This window comes from Paenibacillus sp. FSL W8-0426, from assembly GCF_037969725.1.
Lineage (GTDB): Bacteria > Bacillota > Bacilli > Paenibacillales > Paenibacillaceae > Paenibacillus > Paenibacillus hubeiensis.
Genome location: NZ_CP150203.1, coordinates 2,992,631 through 3,016,025, shown reverse-complemented (window position 1 = coordinate 3,016,025; position 23,395 = coordinate 2,992,631). Strand labels below are relative to the sequence as shown.

Below are 23,395 nucleotides of genomic sequence, written 5' to 3'. Positions count from 1 at the left end.
CACCGAGTACGGCGCCGCAGTTCCATTCCGTTGAACGCATATTATTGAATTTGCTGCATGTACGCCTTAAATTCCCGGGCAATTTCTTTGTATTTCGTATGGCGCAGGTAATGCTGCTAGCCTTCCATCGGGATGTATTTACCCTGTGCGGAATTGTTCGGCTTGCTCCTCAAGGCAGCTTCAAGCGTTTCGAATCCGTTGTTGCAAAAAAACAAACAAACGAGCTCGCGAATGTTCGCGTCGTCGTCGGCAACAAGTGTCGCAGCCATGCCATCCCTCTTCCCCTGCTGTAAAATTCCAGTGCATGAATCGTTCAACTACGATAAATCATACAACAAATATCGCTCCATCGTGTTATAGCACGATAATTGAGCCGGAGCTGCTATCTGTTAGATATCCATGTGGTTCTCCTAACTCCATATGTCGACGATCGAAATGCCGTTTTCGATCCTAGCCCTGCTTTCTGTTATCCAGTCCTTGAACCACTGGTTATTCGAACTGCTGAAGGTTTCGTCCCCGTCCCAGTTTCGAAATGAACCGATATATACGATGATCTCCCGTAATTTCAGAAACAGCGGAAGCTTCCGCAGCCAGTATTCGTCCAGATGATGTTCCTCCCGATAGCCCTTCATAAAAGGATCCATGAATCGCCGTGCCTGCTGTGCACGTAGTTCCGCCCCTTGTTCCCCGCCATAGACATACACCAAATAATACAGTTGTACCGCGATGTCCTCCACATACCAGCTGTACTGCGCTTCATCAAAATCGAACAGCGTGATCTTCCCTTGCCCGCTTACCCTGAAGTTGCCGACATTGATATCGCCGTGGATCAGCCCATAGGATTGGGCATCTTTCGGTAATGAACCGATTTCGCGGATCAATGTGCTGCATTGGCGACGCGCCTTAACATGTGATTGCGGCAGCAAATCGAGATGCTGCAGGTACCAGTTTTGATGCCACTCATGCCTTTTGAGCTGGTGTTTGGCCGGCACATATTCCCTCGACAACGCATGCATTTTTCCCGTTAACCGGCCCAACCGTTCATATAAAGCGTTATCCCCCAGGCATTCCGGATACTCCACTTTTCTTCCCTGTGCTTTTTCAAATACAACACAGATCGCCCCACCTTCCATGGAGTAAACCACTTCCGTTCGTTTCCCCTGAATCGAAGGTATGGGTTTGGACAACGAAATGCCTTTGTCCGCTAAAAAAAGGAGCCAATCCAACTCACCTTGTACCATCAACTCCGAACGATTGGCGATTGGCGTCAATCTCAAGATGAGATTTCTATCGTCCTGTTTGTACTCATAGGCCTGATTCTGCGATCCCCCCAAAAATGTAAACTGAGGCAAACTCCCCGTCGTATACCGTCGCAATGCTTGTTCCACCATCGCCTGATTCTCTTGCTGTTTGTTGTTCATATCAACGACCTCCGTATGATTGGATTTTTGCATGAGATGAAGGCCTGTATAACAAAACAGCCCAAACCACAGACACCAATTTCCCTGTCTGCCGGTTGGGCGTATGGATCAAATGGACATGCATGAAATTCATGAGTTCATGTTATCCAAATGTTGGAACAGTGTCAATCGTTTCATGTCGGGAATAACGCGAACGATTAGAAAATCGTCGGCACCATTCCTCCATCCATGCGGATCGGGGAACCCTTGAACGGGGTCGCGTAGGGACTGCATACAAATGCCGCAAGCCTGCCGATCTCGTTCGGTCTGATGAACCGCTGCAATTCGGATTGCGGAAGATTGGCGGCCATGAAGGTTTTTTCTTTTTCTTCGAACGTCATGTTCTCGTCCTGAATGATGCTCTCGATGATCTGCTGCACGTTCTCGGAGAGCGTCGGTCCAGGCATGATCGTGTTGACCGTTACCTCCGTGCCTGCCGTCAATTTGGACAAGCTCTTCGACAAGGAGAGCAGCATGGATTTGGTTATCGCATATTGCGGCATCTGTCCGGACGGCATCACCGCTTCTTCGCTCGCAATAAAGATGACCCGCCCAAAGCCGTTGTTCAGCATGCGGGGCATATACAATTTGGTCAGCGCGTTTGCGGCAAGCACGTTGGTCTGAATATATTTTTCCCACACGGCCTCGTCCGCATCATCGTATGACATGATCTCATAAATGCCGGCGTTGTTCACTAAAATATCTATCTGAGGGAACTTTTCGAACAAGGCTTCGCGCCCGGCGGCATTCACGATATCGGCTGCCGCATTTTGTGGGGACGTATTCGGATAGGCAGACTTGATTTCGCCGACTACGCGTTCTACCTCTTCAGAATTTCGTCCATTGATGAGTACGTTAACGCCTTCTTTGGCCAATTCAATGGCAATAGCTTTGCCGATTCCTTTCGTCGATCCTGTTACTAACGCGGTTTTGTGGTTCAATCCCATATCCATAGTGCATTTCTCCCTTTTCTGTTCTCGTCGTTTAATGGAAATCCGGTCGATCTGCAGGCGTGGATGCGGCTTCGTCATGCGTCTCTGCATGCGCGCTGCGCCAATGAGCGGGGGTATCGCCTTCCCAGGCGCGAAATGCGCGGTAAAACGAGTTCTGGTCTTCATATCCGATTAAAAAGGCTACTTCCTTGATATCGAGCGATGCGTCTGCCAAATACATCCGTGCCTGTTCATGTCTTGCTTGCGTAAGCAAATGATTGAAACTTGTGTTTTCATCGGTTAGCCGGCGCTGCAGCGTACGATCGCTCATGCCTAATTCCTTGGCAACCGTCCGGATATCGGGACGCCCCCCGGATAGGCTGCGCTTCATGATCCATTTGGCCATGTCCGACACGGAGCGACTTCCCTGGTGTTCATCCAGCGTGCGGTCCAATGCAGGGGTCAGAATCTCCAAAAGTTGTTCATTGTAGGTCAAAAAAGGACGATCCAGATCGTTCCGGTGCAGCGTCAACCGATTGTGATCGGCATCTGTCCGGACTTGGCATCCAAAGTATGCTTCGAGCGCATGCATATCCCCCATCGGCTGCGTGAATTCCACGGCGCGCGCCGTCAAAGGCTGGCCTGTGCCCCGCCGTCCCAATTCAAGCAGGAATGCCAGTGTGATGCCTACAAGCAATGGCGGGCAAGATTGGTCGGCAACGAGCCACTCCAATGTAATGGCACATTCCTCGCCGTTCTCGCTCATGCGCAAGCTTTCGGGAGGACAGAGCTGTTTATATCGGACCATCCGCTGCAAGGCATCCCGATAATCCCGGGCATGGTATGTCGCTAGCACGGTTGGCGGATATTTCGCTGTTTCATAAATCGTGGCAAGTTTGATCATGCCTTGGGCAATATCGCCTGCCAGGTCGGAATACGCCTGCCAAATTGCGTAATATTGGGCGGTGTTTACGGCTGGTTCGGAAATGATCGTGAGCGGCAATCCGGCTTTACGAGCTACGTCCTGCGGAGCAATCCCCAATTGACGCAGCCCTTCCCAGAAACCCGGCGGCATTTTGATGCGATCAAAGGAATCGGTTGTCATTTGTTTGCGCCTCCTTCTGCGGACTGACACATTCGGATGTAAAGCAGCTTGCTTATGAGCCTACGGTACTTATCATATCCTTTCCGTAATGCCATGTAACTAGCAAAGCACGACAGCATGCTTGCTAATCGCGCCGACTTCCAATTGCCTGTTGAGCCTGCACATGTAGAAAATGGGAGAGAACGAACATGCCATCGCCTAAAAAAACCGCATCTTATGCGGCTTTTTTAGGCGATGGCATTGAACTTTGGAATGACAATCGATCAAGATTGCGTGTCTTTAGTGTTTAATCTTTCAACAGCCACTGCTGCGCGTCGTGTTTATGTTCAAATATGCGAAATGCGCTGCTGCCGCTGGATTCAGCGGCCATTTCTTTAAAACGTCCCTGCTGGGCCAATTCCGCCGGGATGACAGCAGCCGTTTTGACGCGGTAGTTGATCCATTTTTGAATCATTTTGCCGGCCACCCCTGTTCTCAGCTTGAAGAAATCGTCGGAAAGAGCCTCGCCATGCAGCATAAGCAAGCTAATCTCTTTTTCCATGCACAACCCGATCAGGTCAAGCGCATCCTGTTCCGTGCCAAGGGGCGTTTCGGCGGATAATACTTCGATATACTTTCGTCCGTCTTGTTCAACAATGGTATGATTCATTCGGGTCATCTCCTTGCTTGTTTTGGTTTGGTGAAGTTCTTCGCGGACGCTTTGGAGCCATTCCAATTCATGGTGATAGGACGACAACAGATTTTCGGAGATTTTGTTCCATATGAACGTTTCGCGTTCGCTCCGATGAGGTGCCGGGACGCCCCGGTTCAGTTTTTCCTGTTGGTACAGAAGCTCTGCCTGGATTCTGCTCTCATACTGCGACAACAACTCAAGCAATTCCTCGTCACTCAACGCTTCAGACCATGCCAATTGAATCAGGAACGTGTTTTTGAACTCGGGAAGCTCCGGTTCGGTAAGGACCCATTCTTTCAATCTGGACCATCCTGCATCCGTGATGCTGTACACTTTTTTGGATGGGGAGCTCTCCTGGTGCTGAACTTCATTGGTCACGTAGCCTTTGTCCAGCAATTGGACAAGGGAGCGGTAAATTTGATTGTTGTTGCCGGACCAATGCATGGTCGGGGACTGCTCGATGACTTTTTTCAGCTCATAGCCCGAAGCCGGTTTCCAGCTCAGCAGCCCGAGTATGGCATATTGGATGGACATCGTATCCTCTTCTCCCCATTCTTATGTTATTTGAAACTTGTGTTAACTGTAACATAGGTTACTCGTATAGTAAATATACGATAAAGTTGTTGGATCACTTTTATGAAAAAAAACAACCGCTCCCCGATCATCAATCGGAAAACGGCTGTTACACATGTGCCACTAGTTATACTTTCAGTATATCCATAAAATGCCGCAAGGCGTTGGACACCCACTTCTTGGGATGCAGAACCAGCTGAATCTCCAGCTTCAGCTCGGGATGATCGAAAGGCAGTGTCATCAGTTCCCCGCGTTCGATCTCCTCCATGGCTGCCATCTGCGGCAAGATGGATATGCCTTCCCCGGTTTTGATGCTGCGCTTGATTGCCTCGGGATTGCCCAGTTCCAACCCTACCCGATACGGAATGCCGTTCGCGCGAAGCACGCGTTCCAGCAGCTGCCGGTAGTTGCACGTATGCTCGGGCATGATCCATTCCGCATCGTTCAGGTCGTCCAGAACAATTTCTTCCTTGCTGAGCAGAGGATGGCCGGGGTGAACGATGAGCACTAGGGGTTCCTCCCTGATCCTTATCCACTGCAAAGCAGGATCGCTGGAATCGTCCGCAAGAATCAGCCCAACGTCGGCTTCCCCTTCCTTCACCTGATGCAAGATCAATTCTTCCGAATCCGTATGCAAACGAATGTTCAGTTCGGGATACTCTTTTCGGGTTGCCTGCATATAGGTTGGCAGGTAATAGGAAGCAATCGAATCCATCGTGCCGATCGTCATGGAACCTCCGCCTTGCTTGGCCATTTTCTCTTTGGACTGCTCAAATAATTCCAGCATTTGCCCTGCGAGCTTGAACAGTTCCTCCCCTGCGGAGGTCAAGCGAATTTTATTGTTGCTGTATCGTTCGAACAGCTTGACGTCATAAGCCTTTTCGAGCTTCTGAATTTGGGTCGTCACGCTGGATTGCGCGTAGCCGAGCACTTCTGCGGCTCTTGTAAAGCTTTCGCGTATGGCCACCTCGCGAAACGTTTGAAGGTAGATGAAATCCAATCCGGGTCACCTCATCGAAAAAATTGATTAGAATCATCGTTTATTATAGATAACTCTGATATCCACTCCTATGTTACATTAGAATCAATCCAACGGGAAGGGATAACTGATCATGATGAACGAAAAACATATTCATGGGATTTTCATACCGGTGATTACACCTTTTACGAGCGATCATAAGCTGGACATCGAGTCTTACCGGAATTACGTCACTTATTTGGCAGAGCACGACATTCAAGGCCTTGTCGTAAACGGCACGACGGGCGAATCGCCGACCGTATCCTGGGACGAAGTTGCGCAACTGGTACAAACGACGCAGGATGTGCTCAAAGAGCTGAACAAAACCATTCCAATCGTCGTCGGCACGGGAACCAATGATACGTACTCTACGGTACGACGCACGGAAATGGCTGCCAAAATCGGTGCAGACGCGGCCATGGTGGTCACTCCATATTACAACCGTCCTACGCAAGAAGGCATTGTGGAGCATTTTCGCGCCGCATCCGGCACCGGCTTGCCTGTTCTGGTATACGAAATTCCGGCACGTACCGGCAGTCGGATGACGCTCGACACGATTCGCACCGTGCTTGACCTGGATGGCGTAATCGGCCTGAAAGACAGCTCCGGCGGACTGGACCTGCTCCTCCAGTTGACGAAGCATGATACGAAACCGATTCTGTGCGGGGAGGATTCCTATTTCCACGCAATGCTCTGCCAAGGGGCTGCCGGCGGCATGCTTGCATCCGCGCACCTGAACTTGCCGAAATACGTGGACATCTACCAGCGCTTTGCAAGCGGCGACGTTACAGGCGCCCGAGACAGCTTCAAAGAGGTGGAGTCGTTGATTCGCCAGGTCTTCTCGGAACCTGCTCCCGCAGCCATCAAATGGTGGCTGTCCCAGCAAGAGATCATCGCGACCGGACAATTGCGGCTGCCGCTCATGCCCGCATCGGATCAGCTCAAGCAAAACCTCATGAATACCATCGTTTCTTATGCATAAGTTGTTCTTTTAACGATCAAAACGAGCGTCTCCTGGCGGAGGCGCTCGTTTATTTAATGTGTATACTATCTTGCATTGAAGGGTGTAATGCGTCCATTGCCAGCAAACGGAGTCCCGTCTCGAAATCCTGCTGAAATGTTTGCGTCAGCACGACCTCGGGATAAGACGGCATCGGTTCGCCGTTTCCATAAACTGAATGTCCGCAGCGAAGGACGGCACACGCAAAAGCTTGTACATCATAAAGTGTCTTGTATGGGATCGTGCCCCATCAAAATGAATTCGGGTTAACGTCCAGCTTAGCCTTTATCCATTTCGTTGTCATTCCGATTCATCGAGGTTTCCTCGATCTTTCGAATCACTCTTGCAGGATTTCCACCGACGATCACGTTGTCGGGTACATCCTTGGTGACCACCGATCCTGAAGCGATGACGACATTGTTGCCAATGGTCACGCCCGGATTGATAACAGAGCGCCCGCCGACCCAGACATGGTTACCGATCGTTACCGGTTTGCCGTATTCCGGTCCTTGGCTTCTTTCGTACGGGTCAACGGGATGAGTCGCAGTGTACACGTGAACGCCCGGTCCGAACAAGCAGTGATGCCCGATCCGTACTTCACATACATCCAGAATAGTGCAATCGAAATTCGCGTAAAAATGATCGCCGACGTGCACATTGTATCCATAATCCACCCGCACATTCGGTTCCATGCTCAGGTTCTCGCCAGTCGAGCCAAACAGTTCTTTCAGAATCTGTACACGCTTCTCCTCATCCGCTTCGGTGGTCTGATTGTACATTCGGGTCAGTCTTCTGGCATGGGTCCGATCACGCGTCAATTCCGGGTCCCAGGCCTTATAAAGTTCTCCGTCCAGCATTTTTTGTTTCTCTGTCTTCATTCCGCTTACCCGCCTTCACTTCATATTATACTTTTAATAAGTATTAACATATATGAATTTAAACGGATTGTCTACCCTAAAAAATCCTTCATTTCTCTGACGCGAAAATCGTCATAAATCCAATCCATGCATACCAAATAGCGGCAGCCATGGTTCAGGGCCAAACCAAGAGCTGCCGCTATTCAGTTATCGTTTGGCACCGACGGGAATTTCCAGCGTCACTTGGGCCCCTCCGGTTTCATCCGAATTGCCGAGACGAAGCATTCCCCCGTGCATTTGCATGATGTGCTGCGAGATGTAAAGCCCCATTCCATAGTGGCCGGTGGAGCTTCTGGAGGCATCTCCCATATAGAATTGATCGGTGGCATATTTGAGCGCCTCGGCCGAAAAACCAGGGCCTTCGTCGATGATCGTCCATCGCACGCCTTGTCCCGCCCCCTCCATTCGAATCGTCATTTGTTGATGTTCTGCCATATGGTCTGAAGCGTTATGGACCACGTTCATCAACGCTCGCTCCAGCAAGTCTTCATCGGCATAAAACCTTGGAGGGAACGAAGAAGCCGCCCAAACCGCATGCTGTTTTTTGACTGCAACCAAGGCGTGGATCTGTCCTTTTACCCGTTCGACGAATTGATGCGCATCTACCTCTCTCCTGTTCAAAGACATGGATGTTTCGGTATTCGCTATATCGATCAAGGTTCGAATGTATTGCTCCATCTGGCGGACGCTATCGGTGATATAAGCGGTATATTCCTGCTGCTCTGCCGTTTGCCCGGTTTCGGACAACAGTTCGACGTTTCCCCGTACAATGGTCAGCGGCGTTTTGACGTCATGGGCCAAGGCGGAAATTTGCTCGCGGCGGCTCTGCTCCAACTTCCACTGCTGCTGAAGCGAGCTGCGAAGCGCTTCTTTCATCTGATGCATCGAGTCCAGGATCTGATCGATCTCGCTGACGCCGCTCATTCGAATCTCAAAGTCCAAGTCCTGGTTCTGCACATGCTCTGCCGCCTGCCTGAGCCCCCTCAGCTTGAGCGACAACGTCCGCCCAAAAGCCGATGCAAGCCACAGAACTCCGCCGATCAGCAAGCCGAGAAAGGCAGCAAAGAAAGCAATCTCTGCGCTCGGTATAACGTTTCGCAGCCATAAAGGCTCGAATTGCGCAGAGACGGAGTAACGGAACAGCATCACCTGATCCTGATGAACGGCTTTCACGTAAACATGGGTAAGGCTTGTGTTGACCATCCGTTCCTTAAGCTCGGTCCAAGCTTGTAAAGCATCCCTTGGGGATAACGTTCCCGCTGCCCATTCCCCATCGGATGACAACAAAGCATATCGGAACAACGCGTCATCAGAAGAAGGGACGGTTCCTTCCTGCTCGAATGAAGCGGCGGCAGCCGCCGCTTGCTTTTCCGCGTAATTGGCAGGAAGAATGGCTCCCCAGGACAGCATGGCAATGAAGAGGCCTCCCAACAGCAATCCGAGCACGATGATCCCTGCGCAGAAAAACATGAGGTATTTCATAAACAAGGAACGCAGCCTGGTCGGTTTCCGATTCTTCGGTCGTGTCGTCATTTCCATCGGTAACCGATCCCCCACACGGTCTCGATCGGCGCTTCGCCAACCCGGTTCAGCTTGGCGCGAATGTTTTTGACGTGCTCCACGATCGTGGAAGAATCGCTCTCTCCTTCATACCCAAACACCGATTCATAGATTTGTTCCCGGGAAAACACCTGTCCCCGCTTCATCGCGAGAAATTCACAGATGGCGTATTCGCTTTTGGTTAAAGGAACGTCCTGACCCCGAACCCGTATTTCCTTTCCGGACAAATTGAAATGCATGTCGCCGATGCACAGCACGTTACGCTTTTCGCGATTTTCGCGCCTTAAATGGGCCTGGATTCTTGCTCTCAGCTCTCCGGCGCCAAACGGCTTGACGATGTAATCGTCCGCTCCTTCGGCAAGGCCGGACATGATATCCCCTTCCATCGATTTGGCGGTAAGGAACAGAATGGGACAATCGACCTTGTCCCGAATTTGCCGGCATAATTGGAAACCGTCAATCCCGGGCATCATCACATCAAGCATGATCAAATCGAAGGTTCCAAGCTGTTGATCCTGCACGGTGGACGGGTCGGAAACGGCCGTCACCAGATGACCGTCCTTTTGCAGAATGTTCGATAGCAGCGCGAGCACGGCAGGTTCGTCGTCAACGGCCAATAGTCGTGCCATGTTCGGACCACCCTCCTTCTTTTTCACTTCATGATATCCATGGGCAATCCAACCCGCTGATCCTATTCAAGCGCATGCTTTCCTTCCCAACGCCATACCCATGCAACTGATATTGCAATCATCAAGAGGGTCCCCGCCGCCAGACAGGCGATTCCCATGCCCAACATCGAATGCGCAGGTACGGAGCTTGCAGCCTCGCCTGCAAACCTTGACCACAAGGTGATCAATCGGGATGGCCAGGCAAACGGAACGTAAACCCAATTGGCGTCCCCCAGTCCGGTCAACAGCAGCGCAGACACCAGACTCCCCGCGATGCCCAGTCCCATGGAAGCACCTCTTCCCCATCTCAAACTAACGATAAAATGAAATACGTAAAGGAATATGCTGCTGCCGAACAAGATCAGTCCCGCCAGTATGTAAAAAGATATATCCTGCATTTCATTTTGCAAAATGAATACATTTCCAACGCCGAATCCTACGGCCGCCGTTAGGATGCTTGCCAAACCAAACACCAGGAGAAGGCTGAGCTTGCTAAGAAAAGGAATCACCTTGACCGGTGATGTCAGCAAATGTTGAAAGCCTCCTGCATTATACTCCTGTTCCGCGGCAATTGCACATACGATGCCGATGATTGCAGGCAGTGCAATGGCAACGGCCTGCAGGTATCCATCGATTTTGGAGGCATCGGAATACGGTGTGAATGCATAATACGAAAGAAACAGCACGATGCCGATGAACGGGATCGCCAGGTGAATCCATGGCAGCGATTGTCTGCGCAGCTTGATCACATCGGCACGCATATAACGAATGAACATGCTCATTTTACTTCGACTCCTTGCCCTGGAATGCTTTGGCCGTTATGAAGGACAGCAGCACGAACCATCCGATGTTGATAAGCAATCCCGGCAGAATGACCGATTGATCCAGAAGCGGATCGCCGGCAGGCACCGGAAGCCCGTTCGGCAGCACTTGAATGATGGCGCACATCAACCGGCTGGGAATGCCGTAAGGAATCCACCATAGATCCGACGTCGGGAGAAAAATAACGCCTGCTCCGAAGTTGCCGATCATGCTTATGATCAGCGTAACGAAGGTGCCGACACGGTCTGCCAGAAAGAGGCAAAACGGAATTTGCCAGAGGAACGTGGCGAAAATGGCCAGCGTACCCAGCAGACTGTCCATGGCTGAGATGGTACCAGGCAAGAGCAATCCTACAGCGAGTAAAGCGACCCACAAAAACATCGACGCTCCGAAAAACAGAATGACCACTTCGCCGATTTTGCCCAGCCAACTCAGCGATGCAGGTATCGGCAGCGAAAGGATCGGACGATATCGGAGCTTTCCTCCATCCTTGCGAAGCACGCCGCTGCACATCAGCGTCAGCGCACCGGGCAAGATCATGGTATACCACCAGTTCAAGCTTCCGCTTTGAAAGAAACGCCCTCCCATTAACATGAAACATAGAAATAACGTAAGCAGCGGGGCCGTCAATATCAATTTGCGCGTAAACGTTCGTTTGAGCTTGAGATGTTCGGCTCGAAGAATACGAATATATTGGCTCATGCTCACGCTCCCTCCTTGCGATGTTTGCTGGCGATCTGCATGAACAACGGCTCCAGTTGTTGACCGGGTTTCACGGCTTCTTGATAAGCGAGAACCCCTCCGGCCATAATGCCGATATCGTCGGCAACCTGCTCCACTTCCGAGAGGATGTGGCTGGAAACGATGACGGTAATGCCTTGTTCGGCAAAAGAGCGGATCAATGCGCGCTGCTCCTGAATGCCGATCGGATCGAGGCCATTGGTCGGCTCATCGAGAATAAGCAGCTTGGGATGATTCAACAACGCAATCGCAATGCCGAGGCGCTGCTTCATGCCGAGGGAGAATTGGCCTGCACGTTTGCGTCCCGTTCCTGTCAGATCGACCTGTTGAAGCACTTCGTCAATCCGGGAATCAGGCAATCCGTAGAGCGTGCACCGGACCTTCAAGTTTTCGCGTGCCGTCAAATTGTCGTACAGGGGCGGCGTTTCGATCAACGCGCCGATCTGATGGAGGTCTGCCCGCGTCCAGGGCCGGCCTTCGAAACGGATCTCCCCGGAGGTCGGTTTCAGCATGCCGGTCAACATTTTGAGCATCGTCGACTTCCCGGCGCCGTTCGGTCCGAGCAGCCCGTAAACGGTATTGCGCCGGATTGCAAGCGATACTTCGTTGACCGCGATTTGTGATTTAAACGTCTTGCATAAATGCTCGGTTTGCAAAATAAATGGTTCCATTCTCGTCTTCATCCTTTTCGTATGTGTCCTTGAAAAGAATGTTATAAAACAATTCTAAGGATTTTATAAGGATCCCATTAGAAATCGAAATTTCAAACAAAAACATGCAAAAAAGGCCAGCCAGCAATAACTGGCTAACCCCATCATGCAAAACGTCTGTTCAATTGTATGCCATGTTTTACAGCCGAATTCCTTCCTTGCTTTCGATGTTTATTAATAACTCAACTTTCGCACCTAGAAAAATGGCTTAAACCATTGAGTGCGTAAGGATAATTCAGTAGATTTACTCGCATTGACAAAAAAACACCTCGCTTGTTTGGTATCATGGAAGTGCGACCAACCATGCCAACAAGAAAGGTGTGTAACCCTATGTTACAACAACATTCCCTGTCTGAACAGTCTCGTTTTTCTAAACTTTTTGCTACACTTCACATCGGGAAAGCCTTGCGGCATGCAGGCATTTCCAAATCATTTGGTCTTTCCAGTTTAGCCATTTTTCGAATCGTGTTCTCGTTGGTTTTTGAAGGAAAAAATTGGTTTCGCCTTCTGGAAAGTGACCGCGGAGCCGACCTGCCAGGAAAAGATGTTGTCTATCGATTCTTGAATCAATCTTCCTTTGCCTGGCGGCGATTTTTGCAGACATTAAGTCTTCAGGTCGTACGCTATTTTGAATCGCTCATTTCCTCCAAACGCGTGCGTGTATTTATCGTTGACGATTCAGTACTTAGCCGGAACCGGAGTAAAAAAGCAGAGCTGCTGGCACGTGTATTTGACCACTCCACAGGCAAATACATCAAAGGCTACACCATGCTCACCCTCGGTTGGTCGGACGGTTTTAGCTTTGCCCCGCTCGATTTTGTCATGCTGTCTTCCGCCAAACTAGCCAATCGCTTTTGCGAAATGGCCTCCCATCTCTCGAGGCGTAGCCATGGATACAAACGCCGAATGGAGTCTTTTTTCCGTAAGCCTGATGCGGTTGTAGGCTTGTTAGACCGAGCTTTAAAAGCCGGCTTCACTGCGGATTACGTGCTCACGGACAGTTGGTTTACGCAAGCTCCACTTCTTCGCCAGCTCACAGACCGAGGTCTGCCTGTGATTGGAATGATCAAAGAAATGAAGCAGCGATATCTCGTACAGGGACAGCGAATGACACTGAGTGCCGTGTTTCAAAGCCTGCCCAAATCGAGTACAAACGACATCAAAGGTTCTGTGGTTGTGCATACTTCGTGTGGTCTGCCCGTGAAGCTTGTATTTGTGCGCAACCGAAATAAGAGACGAGAATGGCTCACCATTTTGAGTACAGATGTTACGCTGGACGCCGCTGAAATTGTACGAATCTATGGGATGCGTTGGAGTATTGAGACCTTTTTAAAGTTACGAAGAGCTATTTGAAACTGGGAACCGAATTTCAAGGACGCTCCTTTGACCAACTGATTAGCCACACGACGGTGGTATTCAGCCGTTAGTTGGCGATGGAATATGAACGGCGCGAAACCAGTGATGACCGCACACTGGGAGGACTCTTTTTTCTCTTTGCCGATGAGGTTCGTGATCTGGACTTCCAGACGGCGCTTCTGCAACTGATGAGTTTATTTCTCGACATGTCTCAAGCAAAAACAAAACAGAACAAAACGGACTTTTTTTGTCAACGACAAGAATGGATCTCTGGTTTACCCAGCTATATCAAGGGTTTGTTTGGAGATTTGAGCTGCGAAAGTTGAGTTAATAAGTTATTTTTCTTTTAAAGTCAGTTTTTCTTCAAAGTTGTTACCATTGAGATCTTTCCACTCGATGACAATAGTTTGGTCTTCATTACTACTGACTTGGGAACCTTTTGTTCGCGTTATAGGGAACTTTATAACATTTGAAGCTAAACCGCCTTCTTCCTGTCTTTTATTTCTCCCTTCATTTATATCAATTTTATATCCTCTAATATCTCCCCAATTATCCTTTGTGTATAATATAGTATACTCTCCATTTTCTTCTCTTCCACTTGTTACTGCAGTATCGAACTCGCCTCTCCAATGTTCGCTCTCTCCCATGAGAATAATCCTTGTTTGAACTTTCAAACAACCAGTAAGAGACATGGTGACTACTAAAATAATTATAGATATAGACGCCCACAACACCTTATTATTTTTCATCATTCTCCTCCATTATTCATTTAATCACTTAGTATCATTATCATAGAATTAACATCCTTAAATATAAATTTGATATGTCCATATCATTTTACTGATATTCCCTTTAATTCAGTATACCTCATTCTTTCCATTTGTTTGAAAATATCCAAAACTTATTTCAAAATATACGATTGAATCCGTAATTAGAAGGAAGACGACTAATCCACTATGTTGTCCTCTATAAGTTATAGGAAGGGAATGTTGTTGCCAACAATATTCTCTTTACATGCCAAAAACCGAAGTGCTGGTAGCCCAACCCTTCGGTTCTTGTGGAAAAATTCAAAATTATCAATTTTCTGAGGGGAAACATTTCAGCCTTAAGCTCGCTGGCACCTGTGATCGACTTCTCTTATCTCATTGGTGCGAAATGACTGACTTGGGACAAAATTTCCTCCGTACGCGAAATGATATCCGGCGTTAGCTCCAGCTCCGTCGCTTTGATGTTCTCTTCGATTTGCGCGGGTCTGCTGGAGCCAATGATGGCCGAACTCACGGCAGGCTGACGCAGAATCCATGCCAAAGCGAATTGGGACAACGACGCCCCGATTTCTTCAGCCAGTTCGGAAAGCTGTGCGGTGCACTGGAGCACGTCGTCGCGCAAATAGCTGTTGATGACGCCATTCGTTTGATCATTCGCGGCCCGCGTGCCCTCGGGAATCTGCTGTCCAGGTTTGTATTTGCCGGTCAACACGCCTTGCGCCAGCGGAGAAAACACGATCAGCCCCAGCCCTTCCTGCTCGCATCGTTCAACAACACCCTCTCTTTCGATGTACCGCTCAAACATGTTGTAAATGGGCTGATTGGAAATAAGCGGCCGCAGATTCAGGCGTCTGCCGATGCCGGAAGCTTCCGCGATCTGTGCTGCCGTCCATTCGCTGACGCCTGCATACAAAATTTTGCCTTGCGCCTGCAGGTCATCCAGTGCCCGAAGCGTCTCGTCAACGGGAGTCTCCGCATCAAAACGATGGCATTGATACAAATCGATGTAATCCGTGCCCAGTCGCTTTAAGCTCGCCTCGCACTGCTCCATGATGTGTTTGCGGGATAACCCGCGATCGTTCGGCCCCGGACCTTGCGGAAAAAACAACTTCGTCGCCAACACGTAACTGCTGCGCGGATACTCCTTAAGGGTGCTGCCCATAACCGCCTCGGCTCCCGGATAGGAATTGGATGTGTCGAAAAAGTTGATGCCCAGCTCATATGCCTTATGCATACAGGCGCGCGCCGCTTCCTCTGATGTGGCCGAACCATAGGTCAGCCAGCTCCCCAATCCGATTTCGCTCACTTTCAGTCCGCTTCTGCCCAGTCTTCTGTATTTCAACAGAATCACTCCTCTATTGAATGGTTTGGTTAGTCCAGAGCCTCTTTCTGGTGAAAACGCTCTATTGAACAATCTTAGGATAGTGGTTAAACTTATGTTTAAGTCAAGCCCATTCAACCGATTTATTTCGAAAGGAAGATTTGCGTGGAATATACGATCAAACAAGCCGCGGAACGCACCCAACTGCCGCCTTCCACATTGCGCTTCTACGACCGGGCAGGATTGATGCCTTTATTGAAAAAGACGGAATACGGCACCCGCAAATATTCCGAGATGGATATATGCTGGCTGGAATTGGTCCGCTGCCTGAAGGACAGCGGCATGTCTCTGGAGGACATCAAAGCATTTATGCTGTTATGCCTGGAGGGTTCCTCCACCAGCGAACAGCGAAAGGAGATGCTGGAGCAGCATCGGCTGCACATTTTGAAGCAAATGGACATGCTGAACTGCAGTCTTGGCACAATCGATTATAAGCTGGAGCATTACAATGAGATTGGCATTTTTCATATCGATACAAATTAGTACATATATAAACCGTAATAATAAATCCCATCAGGGCACTGCGAGCGCAGTACCATCTTCCGATCGCCGTTATCCCCAGATTGGCTCTATCTCTCCGTTAACGTGTGGATGTTTTTTGTGGATTACATGGAATGCATCATATAGAAACGACCGTTTCCTTCATCGAAGAAACGGTCGTTTAAGCATGTCAAGATATATTAAATTAGGCCGCGAGCCGAGCCGTCCCCTTTGTCTCAGGAACGAGCTTGCCCTGCCTCCACCGCACTTTGCAAAAACGTCTCGATTTCCTCCCGCGATTTGCGCAACTTGTTGACGAACCGGTTCAACTCGACACCGTCTGCATAGGCAACAAAGCTGGGAATGCCCATAATGCGCTGCTCTTCGCTCACCGAACCAACCTGATCCACATCCACCTCGATCAAATTCAGCGCATCGGCGAATTTTTGCTCCACTTCCGGCATAAACGGATCGATAAATTTGCAATCACTGCACCAGTCTGCTTTAAAAACCGCAACCGTAAGTTTGGACGACTGGATCGCTGTATCGAATTCGGATTTCGAACTTATTTTTTTCATAGGAATACCTCCCTGTTTTCGTATGATCGTCATCTATCAAATATTCAATTATATAATTGAATATTACCATGTGAATGACCATTTGTCAATCCGCATCTCCCCCGCTTTGCTTGACTCTCTTCCGTTTCATGTTTAAAATTCTAATAATCAATGGATTGATCAACTTATGGGACATCCCCCATAGTTCACGATACGATAAGAATCGAGGCTGATCATATGGAAGACATGCTGAAATGCGCGCGACTTTTCAAAGAAGACCTCTATAAACAATTGGCCAGAATCGGAAAAGCTTTATCCAGCGACAAGCGGCTGGAGATGTTAAACGTATTGTCCCAAGGACCCAAAACCGTCGAAAAATTGGCTGGCTGCACGGACATGAACATGGCGAACGTTTCCCGTCACCTTCAGATATTGCTTGATGCCAAGCTGGTTAAGTTCACGAAAAAAGGAACCTACGCCATTTATTCTTTGGCCGATCCCGAAATTATCGATTTTCTCGGTTCATTATGGAAAATCAGCGAAAAACAGCTGCCTGATATCGGAAAGATGAAAGAGGATTTCCTGAACAATCTCGACGACATTCGCACGCTGACGATGGACGAAGTCATGGAGAAACTGCGTTCCGAGGACATTGTACTGGTTGACCTGCGTCCTCAAGAAGAGTACGACATGGGACATATTCAAGGGGCCATCTCCATGCCTATGGAGAATTTGGACGTTCTGATGAGCGAATTGCCCAAACATACGGAGATCGTTGCCTATTGCCGCGGACCTTTGTGCGTGTATTCTGCGTTAGCGGCGCAAAAATTGCAATCCGAAGGCTTCAGAGCTTTTCGTATGGAAGAAGGATTCAATGAATGGCAGGAGCATTTTGAAGTACATTGAAAATGAAACGTTAACCCGGGAACGGATTACAACCAAGCGGCGCAGACGAACAAACCGGGGAATTTCATCGATCGCAGCATAAAAAGACTTCAAGACTATCCCAGTGAATAGCTTGAAGTCTTTTTGTGTATCATCCGGCTAAAGCGTGTTATTCGGTGCGGGATAGCAGCTCCAGCCGGCTTGCCAAACCATCGAATTGAACAAAACGTCCTTCACGAATATACTCTTTCCCATCAAGAAATACCGATATGGCAGGCGCCGAGAAAATCAAAAATTCCCCCGCAACCTCCTTTACTTTGCCAGCATCGACCCGCCCCAGCTTGGCTTCGGGAAATTCATCGGTCAATTTCAACAGTTTCGGGTAAATGGCATGGCACACCGAGCAATCTTCCTGGGTCACATATAATATGCTCAAACGGTGGTTTTGAACGAATTCATGCACTTCACCAATGGAGCCCAGTTCCAGAACATGGCCCATACTGAATTATGCTCCCAATTCTTTAATTCGGTCTTTGAGCACCTGTTTGGAAGTAATGCCTACCATCGTTTTCATCAGCTTGCCATCCTTGAACAACAGCAAGGTGGGAATGCTTCGAACGCCGTATTTGGAGGCCAGATCCAATTCCTCGTCAATGTTCACCGTAGCCATCGTCGCTTGCTCGGCCAATTCGTCAGCCAGCTCATGCACGATCGGCAGTTGAACCTGGCATGGTCCGCACCAAGGTGCCCAAAAATCGACCAGGGTTACCCCGCTCTGGATCGTTGGTTCAAACGTATCTTTATTCAGCGCTGTTGCTCCCATAAATAAATCCCCCTTGATCATCATTATATATTCAATTAATTAATTGAATTATAGAATTAAGAGCAACTTCTGTCAACACCTCCTCTTATATTGTGTCTATTGTGTCCCCTCCTCACTTCTCTCCCATTAAACGTAATGAAAATTGATGCAGCTGTCCTGGTATTCCCCGGAAAACAAACACGCCCTCGCTGACTAATTTCCAAATTCGATGGGTTATGAACGTAAGGGTTACCCTTTGCCGGATCGAATTCAAAACATGAATGACCAGATCAGCAGCCTCAACAAATGCGCCCGAATTTTCCTGGTGGCGCTGCAGTTCAAGCATGGAAGATACAATAACATCATCAAGGTCTTCTTCCTCGCAACCTATGATCGACCCATTTTTCCATAAACGCAGGATATGATCCTGACCGGCCAATTCTTCCCACTCCGCTTCCAATGCGATCCTTTCGGCACGGTTCAGAGCGTACCCCTCCCCATAGTTTTTCACCATTTCAACATATGTATCACGTTCGATATGTGCCGCCGCATAGGGAACTGCTTCCTCACCCCAATTCGTTCCCATTTCCTTGCAAGCATGTGTCACATTCGCGATATGGATTACGTTTTTGCGCTCCCTAAGCACATACAATGCAAAACGGAGTCCGGTCTGATCATGGGCGTTATCCGCGCACCAAATGACCACCTTTTTGCTTTCAGGGATGCTTCGCAACGTATTCATCATCGCCCCGATTTCGTTAGCGGCATTATGTCGGACCGAGAAAAGATGCTCCGGATCATTCTTCGTGATCCAGGCTTGCCGAGCCTGCTGCCCTCTTAGGGTATGCAAATCCTTGATGGGGCCCACGGAAAACATGTCATTGAATGCGAGCACACGACATTCCTGCCGTTTTCCCAGCTTGCTCAGCGTCACTTTCAAAGAACCGGCATCCGAGAGGCTGAAAATGATGTGAACCGTCGTTTGCAGCTGTTCGGCTTGAAGTCGTTCTTGTTCAATCGCATTCACTTGTGCTTCGATGCATCGATATAGTTTCTCACCGAATACTTTATGTTCCGTACTGCCTTGTTCCATATGCTGCTGCGCCTCATCCACCAGTCGATGCAACAGAGAACGATAGTCGGAAACGTTAAACTTTCTTGTTTTTTGGTAGAGCTCGTCCACGGAAAAACCTCCCCGGATATTGAATGTTTTTTGCAGCAAAATTATCTCGTATCCAAAACATCATATCATCCGCTTAAACCTTGGGTATCCCGGCCGTTCCCGTAAAATAACGCATCTCCGCGGTCGAGACCTTGGGTCCGGCGCTCTCTCCCCCCGACTCCCCGGTAAAGCCATCCCCTTGAACCGCGGTGCAGTCCTTCCGCATCTTTCCCTGGTCAAGCTTCATGTCGATAAAATCGACGACCTGCTGCAGCGCCGCCATTTGGCTGACGATATTTTCCCTGTGCTGGACCAGCCGCTCCACGAGTTCAGGATAGTCCGCCGGATCGGCGTCGGCGTTCACCGTCAAAAACGGCTTCATTTCTTCGAGCGGCATGCCTGTTTTTTTGAGGCAGGAAATAAGCTGGATGGTGCTTATGGCCTCCTGCCGGTATTCGCGGTGCCCGTTTTCTTTGCGTTCCGCGCGGGGCAGCAGCCCGATTTTTTCATAATATCGGATCGTGTCTTGCGTGATACCCGTTAGCTCCGCCGTTTGTTTGATCGTATAGGTCTCTCTCGTTATCATTCCGTTACCTCCCAATCCTTGCCTGAGTGCATTATATATCTTGGAGCTGACTCCAAGTCAAGTTTTGAACCCTTTTAAAAAATAATTTGCCACACGCTTGACTTGGAGTCGACACCAACTTATACAATCGGCGCTATCAGAGGGAGCAATCCCTACACTAGGAGGAAACATACATGAAACAAACGACAAACGCTAAAGACCGACAACATATTGCCTTGATTACCGGCGCAAGTGCCGGAATTGGATTGGAGTTGGCACGCAAACTGATTTCCGACCAATGGCAAGTCATTGCCATAAACCGTTCAAACATCCCTCAAGAAGAAACTGGGCTTCACAAGGCCATCGCAAACGGATCGCTGCGCATCTACAAAACCGCCGATCTGTCCGATTATCGCAGCTTAAGAACGACGTTGAACGAGATCAAGACCAAAGAAGAACGAATCGATGTACTGTTCAACAATGCAGGCGGCTCCTTCCCCGAACTGGCATATTCTCCGCAAGGACGGGAAAAACACTATGAGCTAATGACCGTCGTTCCGTATATCATCATGATGGAGCTCAAAGCGCTTTTGGCGAACGGGGATTTAAAAACGGTGATCAATACGTCGTCTTCCGCCTTAAAATACGTGAAGGCGATCCATGTCGACATTCTGGAGCGGCCGCAAACGTTCAAAAAATTGCTCGGTCCATACGCAGCATCCAAGTTGGCTCTTTCCCTTTGGACCAAGAATATTGCGCCGCAGCTGGCGAAAGAAGGCATTTCCATTCGCAGCGTCGATCCCGGAAGCAACAACACGCTCCGAAAAGATAAAGATTCCGGATTGCCTTTATTGGTTAAACCGCTGATGAAGCTCTTTTTCTCGCCGCCAAGCCATGGGGCCGGCTTGCTCTATGACGGCGCGATGGGCCAACATCGCGGTGAGAGCGGCGTATTTTTGCTTAAAGGACGCATTGCCGACTTAAAATTCGAAGATCAAGCACAGAGCGTTTTGGACCGGGTGCAGGAAATCTACGAAACGGAGTACCTCGGTGTGCCCACGGCATAAGGTACGAGAGAGATCTTGTCGCGCAATGCTAACGTCGCTGCTGTTCATTAGCAGTGATCTTTGCTACTATAGATGTCACACTATTTTATATCCAGAGGTGAAAGCGAATGTTTCTAGCTCCTTTGCTCGAGAATGACGTGCCTGCAGGATCCTTCCGTCCTTAATGGAGCGAAGGTGATCCTCCTCTCCGTTAAGGCCTTCATAGACCTTAATCATACGGAGGGAAAATTGAAATGAACAAAACCTTATGGGGTTCTATTTATTTGGCTTCGGCTGCCAGCATCTGGGGCGGCATGTACGTAGTGGTCAAAGTGGTCGTATCCGTTGTGCCACCGCTTGAACTGGTTTGGCTGCGGTACTTGGTAGCAATCGTTGCGCTTATCATTGCCGGCGTGGCCACCAAACAGAACTGGCGGATTCGTCCGCGTGATTTCCTGCTCATTATGGCCATTGGAGTCATTGGACATGCCATTTCGATTGTGGCTCAAGAAGCCGGCACAATGCTGTCATCGGCCCAAATGGGCGCCATCATCACCTCATCAACGCCGGCATTTATGGTTATTTTCGCTTGGCTCATCCTGAAAGAACGCATGTCTTTGCGACAAGGGTTGTCCATTTTGCTTGCGACCGTTGGAGTCATACTGATTATCGGGGTAGGCGCATTGGAGTATTCCAGCCAACTCGGCGGAATTTTCCTGCTCGCTGCGGCTGTGACTTGGGCGCTTATGTCCGTATTGGTGAAACGTGTTCCGACGGATTATTCCCAGATCGTGGTGATTACCTACGCCATACTGGTGGCCATTATTATTCTGACTCCGTTTGTCATTCCACGATTGCATGAGCTGGATGTATCCCAAATGGCCCATCCGACCATATGGGGCGGCATATTGTACTTGGGGATTGTTTCGACCGCAGGCGGATTCCTGCTTTGGAATCGGGGATTACAGTTGTTGAACGTTTCGGGCGGAGGCCTGTTTTTCTTCTTCCAGCCTCTTGTCGGAACGCTGCTCGGGTGGCTTCTATTGGGAGAAACGATCGGTGTTATGTTCTGGATCGGAGCTGTCCTGATCCTGTTCGGTGCTCTGCTCGTCATTACAGAAACCAGGAAAACGAAATAACCGATTGCGCGGGAAACATTCCGGCATCCATCGGCCACAAAGCAGCCTCCTGGGAGGCTGCTTTGCTGCATGCGCATGTAAGCGCTCTGCTGACATTGTGCATTATCAACGGTATAATGTTTTCAAGTTATGAGTGCCAAAAGGAACATTTACCCCAATCAAAGGTGATGACATGTCAAATACGAAGCATTTTTTGGCGCAGGCCCATCGGCTTCCGGTGCTCGACTGGAACCTCAATTTTTTTGGCGCCCACTCCCAACAGGTCGATCCCGGATGGCACGTGCCCCCCGACTCCCATGCCGCTTTCGAGATCATTTACGTTTTGGCAGGCAGTCAATATACGACCTTCGATCATGATATGTACCATGTGCAGACCGGTGACGTGCTCATCATTCCTCCAGGCTTCGTCCACGAAATTTCGTGTGTTGACGAGAATGGCATGACATACTTTTGCGCCCACTTCAAAATTGACGATCCCGAATTCGTCAGGGACATGATTCAGCACTGCGAAATCCATTACAAGAACGGTTCCCCGGAAAATCGAGGGTTGCAGGACATTGTGCTGAAGTGGATCGGCATCATTGATGCCGGCAGCAGCAAGACTGGATTTTACACCAAAATGCAAATCCAGATCGTGCTTTCGGAGCTGCTGCTCATGCTTCACTCGATCACGAACCGAACCAATGAAGCAGCATCGGGCGCCAATGTAAACGCATCGCTCTACGCCAAGGAAATTGCCGAACGGATCAAATCCGCGTTCAAAAAACAGAGCCTTCAACCCGAATACTACGAGCTTAGCGAAACACTGCGCATTGAAAAGGTGATGCACTCCATTGGACTTAGTTCCGGTTATGGATATGAGGTGTTCAAAAATGTATATGGCATTTCGCCGCGCGAGTATTTATCCCAATTAAAGCTGAAAGAAGCCAAGGCGCTCATCAAAGATACGCAAATGTCGATCCAGATGATCAGCAAGCGGCTGGGCTACAAAAACGCGTCCCACTTCAGCCGCCAATTCAAGCGCTGGACGGGGGCATCACCGCTGCAATATCGCAATGACAAGTGATGCAGCTAGA

At 49.3% G+C, this 23,395-nt stretch carries 24 protein-coding genes and 2 pseudogenes; 7 read left to right on the top strand and 19 right to left on the bottom strand.

Translation table 11 applies throughout. The features are described from left to right. Positions 1-176: 176 nt before the first annotated feature. The 6 genes and pseudogenes from MKY59_RS13745 to MKY59_RS13720 form a co-directional block, all read right to left on the bottom strand. Positions 177-269, bottom strand: a pseudogene (locus MKY59_RS13745) (DNA-binding response regulator); the annotation flags it as partial. 141 nt (positions 270-410) lie between these two features. Then, positions 411-1,421 carry a phosphotransferase gene (locus MKY59_RS13740; protein ID WP_339278039.1) on the bottom strand — a complete coding sequence of 337 codons (1,011 nt, stop codon included), beginning with the start codon at positions 1,419-1,421 and terminating at the stop codon, positions 411-413. Between the two features lie 197 nt (positions 1,422-1,618). After that, positions 1,619-2,413 carry an SDR family NAD(P)-dependent oxidoreductase gene (locus tag MKY59_RS13735; protein ID WP_339278038.1) on the bottom strand — a complete coding sequence of 265 codons (795 nt, stop codon included), beginning with the start codon at positions 2,411-2,413 and terminating at the stop codon, positions 1,619-1,621. 31 nt (positions 2,414-2,444) lie between these two features. Continuing rightward, a complete protein-coding gene (locus tag MKY59_RS13730) occupies positions 2,445-3,497 on the bottom strand; it encodes an AraC family transcriptional regulator ligand-binding domain-containing protein (RefSeq protein ID WP_339278037.1) in 1,053 nt (350 codons plus the stop codon). Positions 3,498-3,783: 286 nt separating this feature from the next. After that, a complete protein-coding gene (locus MKY59_RS13725) occupies positions 3,784-4,704 on the bottom strand; it encodes a DUF4180 domain-containing protein (protein ID WP_339278036.1) in 921 nt (306 codons plus the stop codon). Positions 4,705-4,870: 166 nt separating this feature from the next. Then, positions 4,871-5,743, bottom strand: a complete 873-nt coding sequence (locus MKY59_RS13720) for a LysR family transcriptional regulator (RefSeq protein ID WP_236413779.1) — start codon at positions 5,741-5,743, stop codon at positions 4,871-4,873. A 112-nt stretch (positions 5,744-5,855) separates the two neighbouring features. On the opposite strand from MKY59_RS13720, the gene dapA reads away from it, so the two are divergent. Then, positions 5,856-6,743, top strand: coding sequence for a 4-hydroxy-tetrahydrodipicolinate synthase (dapA, locus tag MKY59_RS13715; RefSeq protein ID WP_339278035.1), 888 nt, complete (start codon positions 5,856-5,858; stop codon positions 6,741-6,743). Positions 6,744-7,039: 296 nt separating this feature from the next. On the opposite strand, the gene MKY59_RS13710 is transcribed toward dapA, so the two are convergent. The 6 genes from MKY59_RS13710 to MKY59_RS13685 form a co-directional block, all read right to left on the bottom strand. Then, on the bottom strand, positions 7,040-7,639 hold the full coding sequence (locus tag MKY59_RS13710; RefSeq protein WP_339278034.1) for a sugar O-acetyltransferase: 600 nt from the start codon (positions 7,637-7,639) through the stop codon (positions 7,040-7,042). 186 nt (positions 7,640-7,825) lie between these two features. Continuing rightward, a complete protein-coding gene (locus MKY59_RS13705) occupies positions 7,826-9,217 on the bottom strand; it encodes a HAMP domain-containing sensor histidine kinase (RefSeq protein ID WP_339278033.1) in 1,392 nt (463 codons plus the stop codon). Continuing rightward, on the bottom strand, positions 9,208-9,867 hold the full coding sequence (locus tag MKY59_RS13700) for a response regulator transcription factor (protein WP_339278032.1): 660 nt from the start codon (positions 9,865-9,867) through the stop codon (positions 9,208-9,210). The genes MKY59_RS13705 and MKY59_RS13700 overlap by 10 nt, the downstream gene beginning before the upstream one ends. A gap of 62 nt (positions 9,868-9,929) precedes the next feature. After that, on the bottom strand, positions 9,930-10,688 hold the full coding sequence (locus tag MKY59_RS13695) for a lantibiotic immunity ABC transporter MutG family permease subunit (RefSeq protein WP_339278031.1): 759 nt from the start codon (positions 10,686-10,688) through the stop codon (positions 9,930-9,932). A 1-nt stretch (position 10,689) separates the two neighbouring features. After that, a complete protein-coding gene (locus MKY59_RS13690; RefSeq protein ID WP_339278030.1) occupies positions 10,690-11,430 on the bottom strand; it encodes a lantibiotic immunity ABC transporter MutE/EpiE family permease subunit in 741 nt (246 codons plus the stop codon). 2 nt (positions 11,431-11,432) lie between these two features. Beyond that, complete coding sequence (locus MKY59_RS13685; RefSeq protein ID WP_339278029.1) at positions 11,433-12,140, bottom strand: lantibiotic protection ABC transporter ATP-binding protein; 708 nt, start codon at positions 12,138-12,140, stop codon at positions 11,433-11,435. Between the two features lie 369 nt (positions 12,141-12,509). Between MKY59_RS13685 and MKY59_RS13680 the strand changes: the two are divergent. After that, a pseudogene (locus tag MKY59_RS13680) lies at positions 12,510-13,861 on the top strand (transposase). 9 nt (positions 13,862-13,870) lie between these two features. Here the strand turns inward: MKY59_RS13680 and MKY59_RS13675 are convergent. Next, on the bottom strand, positions 13,871-14,284 hold the full coding sequence (locus tag MKY59_RS13675) for a hypothetical protein (RefSeq protein WP_339278028.1): 414 nt from the start codon (positions 14,282-14,284) through the stop codon (positions 13,871-13,873). A 388-nt stretch (positions 14,285-14,672) separates the two neighbouring features. After that, the gene (locus MKY59_RS13670) at positions 14,673-15,644 is read right to left on the bottom strand and encodes an aldo/keto reductase family protein (protein ID WP_236417038.1); all 972 of its coding nucleotides are present in this window, start codon (positions 15,642-15,644) and stop codon (positions 14,673-14,675) included. Positions 15,645-15,788: 144 nt separating this feature from the next. Here MKY59_RS13670 and MKY59_RS13665 point away from each other — a divergent pair, with 144 nt between their 5' ends. Beyond that, the gene (locus MKY59_RS13665) at positions 15,789-16,166 is read left to right on the top strand and encodes a MerR family transcriptional regulator (protein ID WP_339278027.1); all 378 of its coding nucleotides are present in this window, start codon (positions 15,789-15,791) and stop codon (positions 16,164-16,166) included. Positions 16,167-16,399: 233 nt separating this feature from the next. Here MKY59_RS13665 and MKY59_RS13660 read toward each other — a convergent pair whose 3' ends face one another. Beyond that, a complete protein-coding gene (locus MKY59_RS13660) occupies positions 16,400-16,741 on the bottom strand; it encodes a thioredoxin family protein (RefSeq protein ID WP_339278026.1) in 342 nt (113 codons plus the stop codon). A gap of 216 nt (positions 16,742-16,957) precedes the next feature. Between MKY59_RS13660 and MKY59_RS13655 the strand changes: the two genes are divergently transcribed. Continuing rightward, positions 16,958-17,626 carry a metalloregulator ArsR/SmtB family transcription factor gene (locus MKY59_RS13655; RefSeq protein ID WP_339278025.1) on the top strand — a complete coding sequence of 223 codons (669 nt, stop codon included), beginning with the start codon at positions 16,958-16,960 and terminating at the stop codon, positions 17,624-17,626. A gap of 148 nt (positions 17,627-17,774) precedes the next feature. Here the strand turns inward: MKY59_RS13655 and MKY59_RS13650 are convergent, their stop codons facing one another. The 4 genes from MKY59_RS13650 to MKY59_RS13635 form a co-directional block, all read right to left on the bottom strand. Then, positions 17,775-18,104, bottom strand: a complete 330-nt coding sequence (locus MKY59_RS13650) for a thioredoxin family protein (protein WP_339278024.1) — start codon at positions 18,102-18,104, stop codon at positions 17,775-17,777. Between the two features lie 6 nt (positions 18,105-18,110). Continuing rightward, on the bottom strand, positions 18,111-18,428 hold the full coding sequence (gene trxA, locus MKY59_RS13645) for a thioredoxin (protein ID WP_236417031.1): 318 nt from the start codon (positions 18,426-18,428) through the stop codon (positions 18,111-18,113). A gap of 112 nt (positions 18,429-18,540) precedes the next feature. Next, positions 18,541-19,590 carry a DUF1835 domain-containing protein gene (locus tag MKY59_RS13640; protein WP_339278023.1) on the bottom strand — a complete coding sequence of 350 codons (1,050 nt, stop codon included), beginning with the start codon at positions 19,588-19,590 and terminating at the stop codon, positions 18,541-18,543. Between the two features lie 73 nt (positions 19,591-19,663). After that, the gene (locus MKY59_RS13635; protein ID WP_339278022.1) at positions 19,664-20,155 is read right to left on the bottom strand and encodes a MerR family transcriptional regulator; all 492 of its coding nucleotides are present in this window, start codon (positions 20,153-20,155) and stop codon (positions 19,664-19,666) included. 173 nt (positions 20,156-20,328) lie between these two features. On the opposite strand from MKY59_RS13635, the gene MKY59_RS13630 reads away from it, so the two are divergent. From MKY59_RS13630 to MKY59_RS13620, 3 genes are all read left to right on the top strand, one after another. Then, a complete protein-coding gene (locus tag MKY59_RS13630) occupies positions 20,329-21,201 on the top strand; it encodes an SDR family NAD(P)-dependent oxidoreductase (RefSeq protein WP_339278021.1) in 873 nt (290 codons plus the stop codon). A gap of 233 nt (positions 21,202-21,434) precedes the next feature. Continuing rightward, positions 21,435-22,319, top strand: a complete 885-nt coding sequence (locus MKY59_RS13625; protein WP_339278020.1) for a DMT family transporter — start codon at positions 21,435-21,437, stop codon at positions 22,317-22,319. A gap of 172 nt (positions 22,320-22,491) precedes the next feature. Then, positions 22,492-23,385: an AraC family transcriptional regulator gene (locus MKY59_RS13620; RefSeq protein WP_339278019.1), complete on the top strand. Its 894-nt coding sequence runs from the start codon at positions 22,492-22,494 to the stop codon at positions 23,383-23,385. The last annotated feature ends 10 nt before the right edge of the window (positions 23,386-23,395 follow it).